This window comes from Arthrobacter sp. GW822-FHT05G07 (genome assembly GCF_058799755.1).
Window position 1 is genome coordinate 110,557 of sequence record NZ_JBXALT010000010.1, and the last position, 13,972, is coordinate 124,528.

Below are 13,972 nucleotides of genomic sequence, written 5' to 3' on the forward strand. Positions count from 1 at the left end.
GCGCTTATGAACAATCACTTGGCCGAAAAAGCGCCATATTTTGCACCCAACACGGTCTGAATGAAAGTCAATGACGCGCCAACCACAGCTACTCACGCGAGAAAACGCCTTCTGAGCGAAATAGGTCACAAAAGTTTGACGGAAAGGTTTACCTAAGTAAGGCTTACCTTGCTAATAAGCGCCCCCAACGCAATGGAAGGAAGCTGACGTGACGTCACCTAGTGTCGAAGAGCGGATCGCTCAGGAGCAGGACTTCGGCTCCAAAGTGGAACTGGCCCTCGCTGCCACAAACCAGCTGTTCAACGCACGAAATTCGCCCAGCTACGTCGCGCAGGTTCTTCAGGGAGTCAACGCTGTCTCCACCAAAGTCCAGCGGACCGCCCAGCCGTTCACCGGCGTCGGGCATGCTGAACTGAAGACGAAGGTTGGCGCAGTCGATCTTGAACGTCCGCTGCCGGACACGGCTGCAGCACTGGAAGAGCTGGACGAGCTCTATCTCAAGGACGCCATCTACTTCCACGATTCCCGCTACGCCGCCCATCTCAACTGCCCGGTTGTCATACCGGCGCTGGTGGGCGAAGCAGTGCTCTCGGCCGTGAACTCCTCCATGGACACGTGGGACCAGAGCGCCGGTGCCACCATGATCGAACGCCGCCTCATCGATTGGACCGCCGAGCGCATCGGCTTCGACGCCGACGCCGACGGTGTTTTCACCTCGGGCGGCAGCCAGTCCAACTTCCAGGCGCTGCTGATTGCCCGCAATCACGCGGTCGCCAAACTGCGGGCGACGAATGGGGACGCTCGCCTGCCGCACCTCCTGGACCGGCTCCGGATTTTCACGTCCGTGGACAGCCACTTCAGCATCCAGAAGTCCGCGTCCATGCTGGGCCTCGGCTTCGACGCCGTGATCGCCGTGCCTACGACGGAAGACCACCGCATGGACCCCGCAGCGCTCGCTGCTGCTTTGGCAGAAGCGCACGACGCCGGGCTGGTGCCCATGGCGGTTGTGGCCACCGCCGGGACCACGGACTTCGGTTCGGTTGACCCGCTCTCCGAACTGGCCGCGCTGGTCCGTGCCTACGATTCCTGGCTGCACGTGGACGGCGCCTACGGTGGAGGACTCATCGTTTCCGGCAGGCACCGGCACCTCCTCAGCGGGATCCACCTTGCGGACTCCGTTACCGTCGACTTCCACAAGACCTTCTTCCAGCCCGTCAGTTCCAGCGCGGTCCTGGTCCGCAACGGCTCCATGATGGGCCATGTCACGTACTACGCGGACTACCTGAACCCGGAGAGCGCTGCGAAGGCCGAAATCCCCAATCAGGTGGACAAGAGCATTCAGACCACCCGCCGCTTCGATGCCCTGAAGCTGTGGCTGACCCTCCGCATCATGGGGGCCGACGCCATCGGCGCCCTCTTCGACGAAGCGATCGACCTCGCCGCCCGGGTGGGAACCTTGCTGGCTGAGGATGCCGAGTTCGAGCTCGCTGCCGCACCGCAGCTGAGCACCTTGGTGTTCCGCTATCGCCCGATGGTTGACGGCGCAGCCCTTGATGAAGACGCTGCGGACGTTCTTAACCCTGCCATCCGCGCCGCGATCTTCGCCTCGGGTGAAGCTGTTGTTGCCGGCACCAAGGTAGCTGGCCGCCACTACCTCAAATTCACCCTCCTCAACGCCGAGGCGAGCCTGAGGGACATCCAGGAAATCATCGAACTTATCCGCCGGACGGGCGACAGCCTGCTGGCGAACACCACGGAGGCTGCAGCGTGAGCACCCAAGACAACGGCAAGATCTACGACGTCGCAGGCATCGGCGTCGGGCCTTTCAACCTGGGACTGGCCGCGCTAAGCGAGCCTGTGGAGAACCTAGACTGTGTGTTCCTGGACCGTCGCGAGTCCTTCGACTGGCACCCCGGCATGATGCTGGAACCGGCGCATTTGCAGGTCCCGTTCATGGCGGACCTCGTGACGCTCGCCGACCCGACGTCGCCGTTCTCGTTCCTGAACTTCCTGAAGCAGACGGGCCGCCTGTACCGCTTCTATATCCGCGAGAACTTCTACCCGCTCCGCGCCGAGTACAACCAGTACTGCCAGTGGGTGGCCGGCCAGCTTGAGTCCGTTCGTTTTAGCACGGATGTGCTGGATGTGACGTACGACGACGGCGTGTACCGGCTTTCTGTGCAGGGGCCGGACGGCGCTGAGGTACTTCTTGCCCGCAAGCTGGTCCTGGGCACCGGTACGTCCCCGTACATTCCGGACTCCTGTGCAGGGATAGTGGACGCCGGCGGACTTGTCCTCCACAACGCCGACTACCTGTCGAGGAAGAGCGAGCTGCAGTCCAAGCGCAGCATCACCATCGTGGGCAGCGGCCAAAGCGCAGCGGAGCTTTACTACGAACTCCTTCAGGAAATTGACGTCTACGGTTACCAGCTCAACTGGGTGACCCGTTCCGGCCGTTTCTTCCCGCTGGAGTACACCAAGCTCACCCTCGAGATGACCTCGCCGGAGTACGTTGACTACTTCCACTCGCTCCCGGGCGAGCAACGCGATTCCCTGATCAAGAGCCAGAAGAACCTGTACAAGGGCATCAACTCGGACCTGATCGACGATATCTACGATCTTCTCTACACCAAGAGCCTCTCCGGCATGGTGGACACGCAGCTGCACACGCACTCGTCGCTCACCGCCGCGGAGTGGGACCCCGCCACTGGCACCCACACACTCCAGTTGCACCACGAGGAACACGGGCAGAGCTACAGCCTGGAGTCCGAGGCCGTGGTCCTGGCCACCGGCTACAGCTACAAGGAGCCCGCCTTCCTGGCAGGCATCCACGATCGGATCCGCCGCGACTCCAAGGGCCGCTTCGACGTCGAGCGCAACTATGGAACCGGCGTTGAACCCGGCGAGATTTTCGTCCAGAACGCGGAGCTCCACACCCACGGCTTCGTCACCCCGGACCTCGGTATGTCCGCCTACCGCAACTCCTGCATCCTGCGCGAAATCACCGGCCGCGAGGTTTACCCGATCGAGCGCAGCATCGCGTTCCAGCAGTTCGGCGCACCCGCACCCGTTTCCGCAGAGCTTCCGGCTGCAGTGGGGGCAACCGCATGAGCTTCACGTTCCGACCAGTCGAGCCCGTAGCGGACGCACCTGTCCTCCACAGCTGGGTGAGCCAGGAGTATGCGCGATTCTGGGGCATGGTTTCGGCCACCGAGCAGGACGTTGTGGAGGAATACTCCAAGATTGCCGAATCGGGCCATCACCAGGCGTTCTTAGGCCTCGACGACGGCGTCCCCGCCTTCCTCATGGAGCGCTACCGCCCGGAGTCATCGCCGTTGGCGGACGTTTATGAGGTCCAGCCCGGCGACATCGGCATGCACCTCTTGGTGTCCCCGCCCGCCGGTGCTCCCCAGCCTGGCTTCACCACCTCGGTCATGCAGTCCGTCATGGCGGAACTGTTCGTTGACCCCGCAACCCGGCGCATCGTCGTCGAGCCTGACGCCCGCAACCACAAGATTCATGTCCTGAACAAGAAAGTGGGCTTCCGGCCCCACGGCGTGGTGACCCTTCCCGCCGTCGACCCCGCCGAAGACCATAAGCAAGGACTGCTGAGCTTCTGCACCCGCGAGGATTTTCTCGCTACCCTGACCCCGATTCTGGCCGCGCCTGCCGCGGCGACCAGAGGAGAATCCCTGTGACCACCACTGCCCACAACGCCACCACCACTGCCGTTGATACCGTGTCGCACCTGACCCCTGGGCGCTGGGCCGCTGCCAACCGGCACCTGGTCCGCAAGGCAATCGCCGAGTTCGCGCACGAGCGCATCCTGGTCCCGGAGCTGATCCGGGAAGAGGGCGCCGGCGTCGGGCTCTATAAGGTGGTGAGCGATGACGCCGCTACGGAATACCGCTTCAGCGCCAGGCTGCTGCAATTGGAGCACTGGTCCGTAACAGCCGAATCCATCGTTCGGTTGCGGGACGGTCAAGAGCTTCCAGTGGATGCCTTGGACTTCATTGCCGAATTCCACGAGGCACTGGCCATCCGCCAGGAAATGCTGCCTGTGTACCTGGAGGAAATCAGCAGCACGCTGGCCAGCCACGCCTACAAGCAGGGCAAGCCCTTCACCTCGGCGCAGTTGGCTGCGGGCATCACCGGTGGTGCTGACCGGGCTGCGGACTTCCAAGCAATTGAGCACAGCATGACCGAGGGGCACCCGTGCTTCGTGGCCAACAATGGCCGGCTTGGATTTGGGATTGCCGACTACCACGCGTTCGCTCCGGAGACCGGTGCCACCGTGAAGCTGCAGTGGATTGCGGTGCACCGCAGCAAGGCTGTGTTCACATCGAGTGCCGGGTTGGATTACCGGACGCACTTCGAAGCTGAGCTCGGCCCGGCCACTCTTGCGTGGTTCAACGCGGAACTGTCCGCATCCGGGCTGGATCCCGAGGACTATCTCCTGATGCCGGTCCACCCGTGGCAGTGGGACAACAAGCTCACGGTGACGTTCGCGGCAGAAATCGCCCAGCGCCACATCGTGAACCTTGGCACCGGTGAAGATTCGTACCAGGCGCAGCAGTCCATCCGTACGTTCTTCAACACCGATTTCCCGGAGAAGGCCTACGTTAAGACGGCCATGTCCGTGCTGAACATGGGCTTCATGCGCGGCCTGTCTCCGCAGTACATGAAGGCAACGCCGGCCATCAATGACTGGCTGCAGGAACTGATCGGCAATGACCAGGAGCTCCAGGACCGGGGCTTGGCCATGATCCGTGAAACCGCGGCCATCGGCTACCACAACCACTACTACGAGGCTGCTTCGGCCAAGGGTTCGCCCTACCGCAAGATGCTCTCGGCCCTATGGAGGGAAAGTCCGCTCCCGTTGCTCAAGGACGGGCAGCAGCTGGCAACGATGGCGTCTTTGTTGCACGTGGATTCGTCCGGAAACTCCGTGGTTTCTGCCCTGATTTCCCGGTCCGGCCTGGCGCCCACCGAGTGGCTTCGCCGCTACTTCGAGGCCTACCTTGTGCCGCTGGTCCACTGCCTCTTCGAGTACGAGCTCGCCTTCATGCCCCACGGTGAGAACGTCATCCTGATCCTCGAAGACGGCGTGCCCGTCCGGGCGATCATGAAGGACATCGCCGAGGAAATCGTGGTCATGGGGGATCGGCTGGAACTTCCGGAGGAAGTCTCCCGCGTCAAGGCCGAGATCCCTGCCGAGGAAATGGTCCTGGCCATCTTCACGGACGTGTTCGACTGCATCTTCCGTTTCCTCGGGGCAATCCTTGTGGAGGACGGGACGCTGCGTGAAGACGAGTTCTGGGGAACTGCCGCGGCTGTGCTCCGCGAATACCAGCAGCGGCACCCGGAGCTTGCAGACCAGTTCGCCATGCACGATCTCTTTGCCCCGGACTTCGAGCTCTCCTGCCTCAACCGCCTGCAACTGAGGAACAACCAACAGATGTTGGACATCTCGGATCCCTCCGGTGGGCTCCAAATGGCAGGCCGCTTGGCCAACCCTTTGGCGAAGTTCGCCTAAGTTCCTGCGGTGAGGGGTTGGCTTTCGGCACTTTCGAGCGTTGAAAGGGGCGAAAGCTAACCCCTCGGCGCGTCAACAAGCGCCACAATCTCAGTTTCATACGCCTGCGAGGACGCCATCGATCCCCGGAACCAGCACACTGCGTGGACGGACGGGTCGCCTGGGACCACCATGGGCCGGAGGTTGTCCACGGTGGATCCCTCTGTGATGGCTTCCCACGTCCAGCTCGCGCCGGCATCGGATGTCACTCCGCGGTAGATCTCGTAGTGTTCTGTAGCTTTGCCCGTCCTCGGATCCACAGGTGCAGAGATATAGACCCGGTCCAGATCATTCGGGTCCACAGCACCCAGCCCGGTGTAGTCCTGCTCGTGCGGCAGCAAACCGGGACCGGCGACGGCGAGGGGATGCAGCTTCCAGCGCACCCCGTCAAAGCGGGCGTACAGCAGGCGGTGATCGTCGACGTCGAGCATTTGCTCCCGCTGCAGCGGACCGTTCACGTCGTTGGCCCGGCACGTGACGATCGCCGCGAGTTCCGTGCCCCGCCGGCGAAGGTCAGTAGTCCAACCATGGGTGAGGACATCGCCGTCGAGCGTTGATCCTGCCTCGAAAACGGTGGTCAGGGCCGCCTGGTTGATCCCGGCTGAGCCGATGACGGGCTTGCTGACCACCCTGCCCTCGGCGTCGTGGAGCGCATCGCCCTGGATGTAGCCGTGGTAGATGCTGTTGTTGAAGTCGCGGGGGTGGTGGTCCGTGGTGATGAGGTCGATCCGGTCCGTGCCGTTGCTGACATATCGGGTGTAACCGTTGACGTAGCCGATTTTGGGGCGGGTGAAGAGCTTGCCGCCGTAGCTCCAGGTGCTGCCGTCGTCCTCGGAAATCATCAGTGTGGGGTCGTCGTTGATGGCGCGGACAAAATTGTAGACCCGGCCTTCGGCGCTTAAAGCGTGGAGGTTGGAGTAGGTGGCACCGCGGCCGTCGGCGAGTTCCGTCCAGTCGAACTGCTGCCCGGGCTCCCACTCGGACGCGTCGTGCGGCTTGGTGGACACGCGCCAGCGGGAATAGTTGTCCGTCTTGTGCTTGGCATACATGGCCACGTAACGACCGTCGGGCCGGATGAAGAGAGCCGGGGCGTTGTGGTCATCGGCCTCCAACCTTTCATGGAGTACGTAAACGCGGCTTTGGCCCGTAGCAAGGTTCACCACGGCAACTTCGATGTTGCCGCCACGCTCCGCACCACCCTGTCCTTCCGGGGCAGCAACCGAGCCCACCAGCAACGTGTTAGCGGCGGGGTCGATCAGTGCGCGCTCGTCCTGGAACCAGCACCACGCCCCGTTGTTGTTGAGGACAAGTGGACCTTGCAGGAAAGAGTTGACCATGGGAATCCTTTGCGGCTTTGCATCGTTTCAATTCCAGTGTGGGTACTAGTCTAGGCGCATGACGACTCGAGCCAATGAACTCACCGCCCTGGTTACCGGGGCCACCGCCGGGCTCGGTGCGGAATTCGCCCGCCAACTCGCCGAAGCCGGGCACCACCTGGTCCTGGTAGCCCGCGACGAACAGCGCCTGAAAGAAACGGCCGAAGAGCTTGAACGCGACTTCAGTATCTCGGCGGAGGTTCTTTCCGCGGACCTGACCACCGACGTCGGCGTTTCAGCCGTCGCAGACCGTTTGCGGGACGCAACACGGCCCGTGGATGTCCTGGTTAACAATGCCGGCATCGGGCTGTTGAAGTCGTTCGAAAGGAATGAGCTGGACGAGGAACGCCGCCACTTGAGGCTCCACGTCCAGACACCCATGGAGCTGAGCCACGCGGCGCTGGAAGTCATGCTGGCCCGGGGGAAGGGGCGGATCATCAACGTTGCCAGCGTGGCAGCGTTCGCCAATAGGGGCACTTACTCCGCAGCCAAAGCCTGGCAAGTGACGTTCAGCCGGTGGGCCAACATCACCTACGCAAAGTCCGGCGTGCAGGTCACTGCGGTGTGCCCCGGGTTCACCCACACCGAATTCCACGATCGCATGGGCATGGACAAATCCGTTGCTCCCCGGTTCTTGTGGCTCACCGCCGAGCGTGTGGTGCGCGAGGGGCTGGAGGACAACGCCCAGGGCAAGGGTGTCTCCATACCGACGCGCCGTTACAAGGTGGTCAGCTTCTTCGCCCGGATCCTGCCGGCCAAGCTCACCTCCGGCCCGCCTCGCCGGCCGCTGGAACCCTAGGCAGGAAGCTGGGACGAGGGACTTGACCACGCCCCACAGGGACCATCGGGTTACTATGACACTTCATTCGAGCCTGAGGGGGCAGTGCTATGAAGAACAAATCCTTGGCATTAGTGGGGGCCATAGTTCTCAGCGGATTACTGCTGAGCGGTTGCTCCGGTGCCGGCTCCACGGGATTTCAGGCTTTGGAACGGGAAGCAACGGCGGCGGACAATCCGCCGGAGGACCTAGATCTCGGCGAGATCCACATGGAAAAGATTCTTCTGGTTGCAGAGGCAAACGGGAAGAAATATTACCTGGGACAAGGCAAGCAAGCCCGCCCATCCTGCCTGATCGTAGAATCCGTGGACCCATCCTTTTGGCACAGTGGCTGCACCGACTCCATCCAGGGCGAGATGCTGAGAATCAGTGGCCCGGACCAGAAATCCGCTGTTCTGGTTTCCGATGACTACGACACCAAGCAGCTGGAATCGAGCGGCCTGACGAAAATCCACCCGAACATCCTGGTAGTTACGGACTGACCCGGCTCCGCGGCGCCCGCACCAGCACAGCAACCGCGATGCCAACTACGGCTCCTACGAATGTCTCGATGGCACGCTCCATGACCAGCACACCCGGATCCATGGGTGCGGCCAACTGTGCGATCAGCAGGACCACCGGCGTGAAGAACACCATGGCCCACCCGTAATGCCGTGCCATGAACAGCTCTGTGGGGAACTGGCACAGAGCCACCAGCACAGCGAGTACCACCGCGGTTTGACCGGGGAAGTACTGCAGCGGCGATAGCGGACCGGGGAAAAGCACGACGGCGACAATCGCCAACCCGAGGAATGTTCCCACAATGCGGTGGATACCTCGGTGGACGCGGCTTGGGAGGTCGGCGCCGGCTAGCGGCACAGCCGCGGCGGCCATGGCCCAGTGCGGGTGGCCGCTCCCGCTGAGGACGCCGATAGTCCCCGCAGCACTTACCGCCAAGGAATAGCGCGCAGCGTGGACCAGTGCGGCTTGACGCAGCGGGCCGCGGAGGACGGGAACGTCGCGGGCAGCACCGGCCTCCCACGTGCGTCGCCGGAGCCAACCGGTAAAACCGACCACAATGGAAAAGGCGGCGGACGCTGCCCCGATGAGTACCGCCGTCGTGAACGGAACATTGGTGGGCACGGATGCACAGGCGCCCAACGCGAGGATGCCGAAGAACGGGCCGATCGGTTTGAGGCGCACGGCGTCGGCATACAGCGACCCGAACCCGGCAAACAGGGTGGCCACCAGCACCAACCACCAGGAGTGGATGTGGTTCACGGAAAGGAACACGCCGATGGTCAGCCCGCCCACCAGGAACAGGGCAGCCTGGACTTGGTGTTTGAGCCGCAGCTGATGCGTTTCGTTGCGCCCGTACATCCCGGTCAGCGCACCGAAAACGGCGTACATCATGAGGTCCGGACGGCCAATGACAAGGAGGAAGAGTCCGGGAACTGCGACGCTCAGGGCCACCCGCACCGCCGAGAGGCGATCGTTGTTGGCAGGGCCCAGCCGGTGGAGTTCGCGGGCGTGGACCATCAATCCGGGCACAGGGGAACACCACCAATCAGTTAAGGCTTGTCTTTGAAAATTAGCAGTGTCGCCGCCCAAGCCGCCATAAGCCCGGTCACAACCCGTAGTGGGCTTCGGCGCGCGTACGGGTAAAGGTCTGGGAAGATCGAGGTATGCCCGTCGCTTTCGTCTGCCGCACCCGCTCCACCATGTCGCCGCAGGAGCTGTTCGACCTTTCCCGCAACATCGATGCCCACGTGGGGTCCATGACCCAGAGCCGTGAGAAGGCGGTGGGCGGCGTTACCACCGGGCTGATCTCGGAGGGCGAGACTGTCACCTGGCAGGCGTGGCACTTGGGAGTCCGCTTCCGCATGACCAGCCGCATCACGCGGATGGAGGCACCGTCGTCGTTCTCCGATGAACAGGTGAAGGGCCCTTTCAAGTACCTCCGGCACACGCACGAGTTCCGGCCGGACGGCAGTGGGACCCTCATGGTGGATACCGTGGAATTCGCGGCGCCGTTCGGTCCTTTGGGACGGCTGGTGGAGAAGCTGATCCTGGCCCGGTATTTGCAAAACCTGATCGAGAAGCGCAACGGGTTTCTGGTTGCCCAAACCCCGCAAGCCCCAACCCCGCAAGCCCCAACCCCACAAGCCCAAACCCCGCAAGCCCAGGACCCGCGGCAATGATCAGGCTCGCGCATGCGGACGACCTGCTGATCTTGCAGGAGATCGAGCGTGCCGCGGGCCAGGCTTTCCGGGCCTTGGGAATGGACTCCATCGCCGACGACGAGCCCCTCTCCATCGATGAGCTGAACAGTTATGCCACAGCCGGGCGTGCCTGGGTGTCCGTGGACGGGCTCGATTACCCGGTGGCGTATCTCTTGGCTGACATCGTGGACGGGGCCGGTCACGTGGAACAAGTGAGTGTCCACCCCGATCAAGCGCATCAGGGTCTGGGCCGCGAACTGCTGCATGCCGCGCGCGTCTGGACGCGAGGCCACGGTATGCAAAGGCAAACCCTGAGCACGTTCCGGGACGTGCCGTGGAACGCCCCGTACTATCGTCGCCTTGGTTTTGACGTGCTCGACGCCGGCAGCTGGGGTCCGCAGCTGGCCCACCTGATGGAGCACGAGGCTGAGTTGGGCCTGACCCGCTGGCCGCGCGTTGCCATGTGGCGTCCTGCGGTCCCACCGAAGTAACTACTCCGCTACCAGCTCAACCTCGTAGCTGTCCGTGTTGAGCAGGTACGCGGCGTAGTGGTCCGGGCCGCCGGCGTGCGGATACTTGGACTCGAACATCTCGTACCAGCCTGCGTCCGCGCCGAGCGCCCGGATCCTGTCCACGTTCTCCCGGGTGCCTGCATGGAAGGCCACGTGGTTCACCCCGGGATCAGTGCGCCTGTGGCTTGTACCGGTGATGGCATCAGTCTGCTCCACCACCACGTACGTGCCATTGAGCTTCCAACTGCACCCCGTGGGCCACTCCTGGAAGGGCTCATAGCCGAGCTCGCCCAACAGCCACCCCCACTCTTCCCTGGCCCGTTCAAGGAACGGCACCCAGATCTCAAGATGGTGGATCGACCCCACCGGAACCTCACGCATGCGCCGATTCTACGAGGTCCGCGCCCGTTCCACATCGGCCGCGCTCGCCGAGTCGCCCGCTGCGCGGAGCCCTGCGATGACACCGTCAACATCAGCCGGGGCACGGTTCTGGCTGAGTTTCGTCTTGGCTTCTACCCTGCTGATCAAGAGTTCGACGCCGACAATCGCCCGCAGTTGCCCGGAAATGAACCGCTCGGGTGCTTCGTCTACGGACCATGGTTGGGGCATGCCGGCCTCGTGCTGGTCAGACAGGCGCCGCACGTGCCTGCCCAACCACTCCGCGTCGTCGTGAATGACGAGTTCACCGTAGACGTGGGCGGTGGAGTAGTTCCAGGTGGGGACAACCCTGCCGTGTTGGGCTTTGGAGGCGTACCAGGACGGGGAAATGTAGGCATCCGAGCCCTGCACGATCATCAAGGCCTCTCCGGTAGCCGGCATGGACCACTGCGTGTTGTTGCGGGCCATGTGCGCGTGCAAGGCGCCGTGCTCGCCGACGGTGGGCTCGTAAACGAACGGCAGCAGGGTGGCGAGCAAGCCGTCCTCCGTCATGGTGACCAGGTTGGCTGCCCCGGAGTCATGGAGCAGCGAGGCCACGGCCTCCTCGGAAGCGGCAAAGTGAGCTGGCGTGTACATGGGGTTCCTACTTCCTGAGCCTGACGCGGACAGCTGCACCAGCACAGACGATCACTGCGAGGCCGCCCACTATGGTGGTCCAGGTCATCGACTCGCCTAACAAGAGTCCTGCCCAAGCGATGGTCATGACGGGCTGGACGAGTTGGATCTGGCTGACCTGCGCCATGGGTCCGATGGCCAGGCCTCGGTACCAAGCGAAGAAGCCGAGGAACATGCTCACCACCCCAAGGTAGGCGAAGGACAACCACTGGATTGGGGTGGCAGAAGGAGCGCCGGAACCCAGCGAGAGCACCGTCAGCAGGATCATCACGGGTGCCGCCACTACCAAGGCCCAGGAGATGGTCTGCCATGCGCCGAGTTCCCTGGCCAGCAATCCGCCTTCCGCATAGCCAATTGCGGCGGCAACCACGGCACCTAGCAGCAGCAGGTCCGCCCAGTGAAGGGAACCAAATCCACCGGACTGAACCAAGGCGAATACCACCGCGGCAATCACTCCCACCGCGGTCAGGACCCAGAACAACGGGCGAGGACGTTCGCGTCCCCTGATCACCGCTACGGTGGCCGTGGCCGCGGGCAGTAGCGCGATCACCACGGCTCCATGGCTGGCGGACGTGCTGGTGAGGGCGAAGGTAGTGAGCAACGGGAATCCGGCCACGATCCCTCCGGCCACCACAGCCAGCCGCAACCATTGGATGCCCTGTGGAAAACGTTGCCGGGTCAGGCCCAAGGCAAGCGCTGCAAGGATGGCGGCAACCACGGCACGGCCCGCTCCGATAAATAGGGGAGACATGCCCTCCACAGCCACCCGGGTGAGCGGCACCGTGAAGGAGAAAGCAACGACGCCGAGGAGGCCCCACCAGATTCCGGTCGATGTCCGGGTGGATACCACTGGTCGAGAAAGTGTAGTAGCGCTACTATTAGGACTCATGAATCACGATAGCAGTTCTCGAATCGTCTCGCGAGTAAAAGAATGGATCGCAGGGGCGGCGCCGGGAGCCAAACTGCCATCCACGCGACAACTCGTTGCCGAATATCAAGCAAGCCCCGTCACAGTGCAGAAAGCCCTGAGGACACTCACGGCCCAGGGCCTCATCGAGAGCCGTCCCGGCGTCGGAACCTTCGTGCGGGCATACCGCACGGCCAGGCCCTCGGACTACGGCTGGCAAACAGCGGCGTTGCGGGCAGCCCAAACCGCGCGGCCCCTGAACTCTGCCGCCATGCGCAGTGCCACCAACGATGTCATCGCGTTCCACTCGGGGTATCCGGACCGCGAACTCCTCCCTGAAAGACTCGTCCGCGCCGCCCTCACGCGGGCCGCAAGGGGAGACGCCGCCCTGTCCCGGCCACCCGCGCAGGGGCTTCCCGAACTTCAGACCTGGTTCGCGCATGAACTCAGTACCTCAACGCCGGTTGGCGTCACGCCGCCCCAGCCAAGCGACGTCGTCGTTCTTCCAGGCAGCCAGAGCGGACTCAGCTCGATTTTCCGCGGTCTGGTGGGGCACGGCCAGCCGCTGCTGGTGGAGTCGCCCAGTTACTGGGGCGCGCTGCTGGCAGCGGGCCAGGCCGGGGTAAATGTCATTCCTGTCCCCAGCGGCCCGGAGGGGCCTGACCCGGACGAGCTGGAGAGGGCTTTTGAGGAATCCGGAGCGCGGTTGTTTTACGCGCAACCCAATTTCGCCAATCCCACTGGTGCGCAATGGTCCGCGGAGCGTGGCGAGGAGGTCCTGAGGATCGTCCAGCGGCACGGAGCTTTCCTTGTGGAGGACGACTGGGCACACGATTTCGGCATCACCGCGCCATCAGTGCCACTCGCCGCCAAGGACGACTCCGGCCACGTGGTGTACATCCGCTCGCTGACCAAGAGCGTTTCGCCATCCATTCGCATCGCAGCCATCATCGCGCGGGGTCCTGCGCGCGAACGCATCATGGGCGCGCAAGCCGCCGAGTCAATGTATGTCAGCGGCTTGCTTCAGGCGGCAGCGCTCGACGTCGTCACGCAGCCCGGGTGGCAAACGCACCTTCGCGGCCTCAGCCACCAACTGCAGTCGCGGCGCGACCTCCTGGTCACCAGCCTCCGCGAACATGTTCCGCAGGCCCACCTCAGCCACCTGCCCAAGGGCGGCTTGAACCTGTGGTTGCGGATGCCGGACGGGTTCGACGTGGATCAGCTCACTAAAGATTGCGAGGCTGCCGGGGTGCTCATTGCCGCCGGAACGGAGTGGTTCCCCGCTGAGCCGGAAGGGCCGTACATCCGCCTCAACTACACCGGACCCAATCCGGGCGCCTTCCCGGAAGGTGCGCGGATCATTGGCGAGGCAGTCCAAGCGCAGTTGGGCGCTTAACAAGCCGTAGCCACCAACACCAAGGAGAGCGCCTTGGGGCTGGTGGCTACGGTGGGCGGCAAACTGCCGCGAACTAACTGAATCGCTTGTATTAAGCGTCGCTGTGCAGAAGTT

14 protein-coding genes are annotated in these 13,972 nt (G+C 63.3%); 9 read left to right on the plus strand and 5 right to left on the minus strand.

The features are described from left to right. Positions 1 to 208 precede the first annotated feature (208 nt). The 4 genes from AC1RJY_RS17605 to AC1RJY_RS17620 are packed head-to-tail and all read left to right on the plus strand — an operon-like array spanning position 209 to position 5,536. Complete coding sequence (locus AC1RJY_RS17605; protein ID WP_498602854.1) at positions 209 to 1,771, plus strand: pyridoxal phosphate-dependent decarboxylase family protein; 1,563 nt, start codon at positions 209 to 211, stop codon at positions 1,769 to 1,771. Beyond that, complete coding sequence (locus tag AC1RJY_RS17610) at positions 1,768 to 3,111, plus strand: lysine N(6)-hydroxylase/L-ornithine N(5)-oxygenase family protein (protein WP_011773035.1); 1,344 nt, start codon at positions 1,768 to 1,770, stop codon at positions 3,109 to 3,111. Before AC1RJY_RS17605 ends, AC1RJY_RS17610 begins: the two co-directional genes overlap by 4 nt. Continuing rightward, a complete protein-coding gene (locus tag AC1RJY_RS17615) occupies positions 3,108 to 3,698 on the plus strand; it encodes a GNAT family N-acetyltransferase (RefSeq protein ID WP_498602855.1) in 591 nt (196 codons plus the stop codon). Before AC1RJY_RS17610 ends, AC1RJY_RS17615 begins: the two co-directional genes overlap by 4 nt. Beyond that, complete coding sequence (locus AC1RJY_RS17620) at positions 3,695 to 5,536, plus strand: IucA/IucC family protein (RefSeq protein ID WP_498602856.1); 1,842 nt, start codon at positions 3,695 to 3,697, stop codon at positions 5,534 to 5,536. The genes AC1RJY_RS17615 and AC1RJY_RS17620 overlap by 4 nt, the downstream gene beginning before the upstream one ends. 56 nt (positions 5,537 to 5,592) lie before the next feature. Here the strand turns inward: AC1RJY_RS17620 and AC1RJY_RS17625 are convergent, their stop codons facing one another. Next, positions 5,593 to 6,912, minus strand: a complete 1,320-nt coding sequence (locus AC1RJY_RS17625; protein WP_498602857.1) for a BNR-4 repeat-containing protein — start codon at positions 6,910 to 6,912, stop codon at positions 5,593 to 5,595. A 58-nt stretch (positions 6,913 to 6,970) separates the two neighbouring features. On the opposite strand from AC1RJY_RS17625, the gene AC1RJY_RS17630 reads away from it, so the two are divergent. Further along, positions 6,971 to 7,750, plus strand: a complete 780-nt coding sequence (locus AC1RJY_RS17630; RefSeq protein WP_014920452.1) for an SDR family NAD(P)-dependent oxidoreductase — start codon at positions 6,971 to 6,973, stop codon at positions 7,748 to 7,750. Between the two features lie 89 nt (positions 7,751 to 7,839). Beyond that, a complete protein-coding gene (locus AC1RJY_RS17635; protein ID WP_498602859.1) occupies positions 7,840 to 8,271 on the plus strand; it encodes a hypothetical protein in 432 nt (143 codons plus the stop codon). On the opposite strand, the gene AC1RJY_RS17640 is transcribed toward AC1RJY_RS17635, so the two are convergent. Further along, positions 8,261 to 9,379 (minus strand): FUSC family protein, encoded by a 1,119-nt coding sequence (locus tag AC1RJY_RS17640; RefSeq protein WP_498602860.1) that lies wholly within the window; start codon positions 9,377 to 9,379, stop codon positions 8,261 to 8,263. The genes AC1RJY_RS17635 and AC1RJY_RS17640 overlap by 11 nt on opposite strands. A gap of 74 nt (positions 9,380 to 9,453) precedes the next feature. Here AC1RJY_RS17640 and AC1RJY_RS17645 point away from each other — a divergent pair, with 74 nt between their 5' ends. Next, positions 9,454 to 9,969, plus strand: coding sequence for an SRPBCC family protein (locus AC1RJY_RS17645; RefSeq protein ID WP_498602862.1), 516 nt, complete (start codon positions 9,454 to 9,456; stop codon positions 9,967 to 9,969). Further along, positions 9,966 to 10,481, plus strand: a complete 516-nt coding sequence (locus tag AC1RJY_RS17650; protein WP_011773043.1) for a GNAT family N-acetyltransferase — start codon at positions 9,966 to 9,968, stop codon at positions 10,479 to 10,481. Before AC1RJY_RS17645 ends, AC1RJY_RS17650 begins: the two co-directional genes overlap by 4 nt. On the opposite strand, the gene AC1RJY_RS17655 is transcribed toward AC1RJY_RS17650, so the two are convergent. Genes AC1RJY_RS17655 through AC1RJY_RS17665 form a run of 3 tightly spaced genes read right to left on the minus strand, consistent with a single transcriptional unit; the run spans position 10,482 to position 12,444 of the window. Beyond that, complete coding sequence (locus AC1RJY_RS17655) at positions 10,482 to 10,883, minus strand: VOC family protein (protein WP_011773044.1); 402 nt, start codon at positions 10,881 to 10,883, stop codon at positions 10,482 to 10,484. Between the two features lie 9 nt (positions 10,884 to 10,892). Beyond that, on the minus strand, positions 10,893 to 11,516 hold the full coding sequence (locus AC1RJY_RS17660) for an FMN-binding negative transcriptional regulator (protein ID WP_498602863.1): 624 nt from the start codon (positions 11,514 to 11,516) through the stop codon (positions 10,893 to 10,895). Positions 11,517 to 11,523: 7 nt separating this feature from the next. Beyond that, positions 11,524 to 12,444, minus strand: coding sequence for a DMT family transporter (locus AC1RJY_RS17665; RefSeq protein ID WP_011773046.1), 921 nt, complete (start codon positions 12,442 to 12,444; stop codon positions 11,524 to 11,526). Between AC1RJY_RS17665 and AC1RJY_RS17670 the strand changes: the two genes are divergently transcribed. Continuing rightward, the gene (locus AC1RJY_RS17670) at positions 12,443 to 13,858 is read left to right on the plus strand and encodes an aminotransferase-like domain-containing protein (RefSeq protein ID WP_014920460.1); all 1,416 of its coding nucleotides are present in this window, start codon (positions 12,443 to 12,445) and stop codon (positions 13,856 to 13,858) included. The two genes, AC1RJY_RS17665 and AC1RJY_RS17670, sit on opposite strands and share 2 nt — an antisense overlap. Positions 13,859 to 13,972 lie beyond the last annotated feature (114 nt).

What these genes read in the sequence shown, in the direction of transcription:
- AC1RJY_RS17655 (WP_011773044.1), bottom strand. Translation starts at nt 10,883, where the DNA reads ATGCGTGAGGTTCCGGTGGGGTCGATCCACCATCTTGAGATCTGGGTG.
- AC1RJY_RS17645 (WP_498602862.1), top strand. Translation starts at nt 9,454, where the DNA reads ATGCCCGTCGCTTTCGTCTGCCGCACCCGCTCCACCATGTCGCCGCAG.
- AC1RJY_RS17665 (WP_011773046.1), bottom strand. Translation starts at nt 12,444, where the DNA reads ATGAGTCCTAATAGTAGCGCTACTACACTTTCTCGACCAGTGGTATCC.
- AC1RJY_RS17660 (WP_498602863.1), bottom strand. Translation starts at nt 11,516, where the DNA reads ATGTACACGCCAGCTCACTTTGCCGCTTCCGAGGAGGCCGTGGCCTCG.
- AC1RJY_RS17625 (WP_498602857.1), bottom strand. Translation starts at nt 6,912, where the DNA reads ATGGTCAACTCTTTCCTGCAAGGTCCACTTGTCCTCAACAACAACGGG.
- AC1RJY_RS17670 (WP_014920460.1), top strand. Translation starts at nt 12,443, where the DNA reads ATGAATCACGATAGCAGTTCTCGAATCGTCTCGCGAGTAAAAGAATGG.
- AC1RJY_RS17635 (WP_498602859.1), top strand. Translation starts at nt 7,840, where the DNA reads ATGAAGAACAAATCCTTGGCATTAGTGGGGGCCATAGTTCTCAGCGGA.
- AC1RJY_RS17630 (WP_014920452.1), top strand. Translation starts at nt 6,971, where the DNA reads ATGACGACTCGAGCCAATGAACTCACCGCCCTGGTTACCGGGGCCACC.
- AC1RJY_RS17615 (WP_498602855.1), top strand. Translation starts at nt 3,108, where the DNA reads ATGAGCTTCACGTTCCGACCAGTCGAGCCCGTAGCGGACGCACCTGTC.
- AC1RJY_RS17650 (WP_011773043.1), top strand. Translation starts at nt 9,966, where the DNA reads ATGATCAGGCTCGCGCATGCGGACGACCTGCTGATCTTGCAGGAGATC.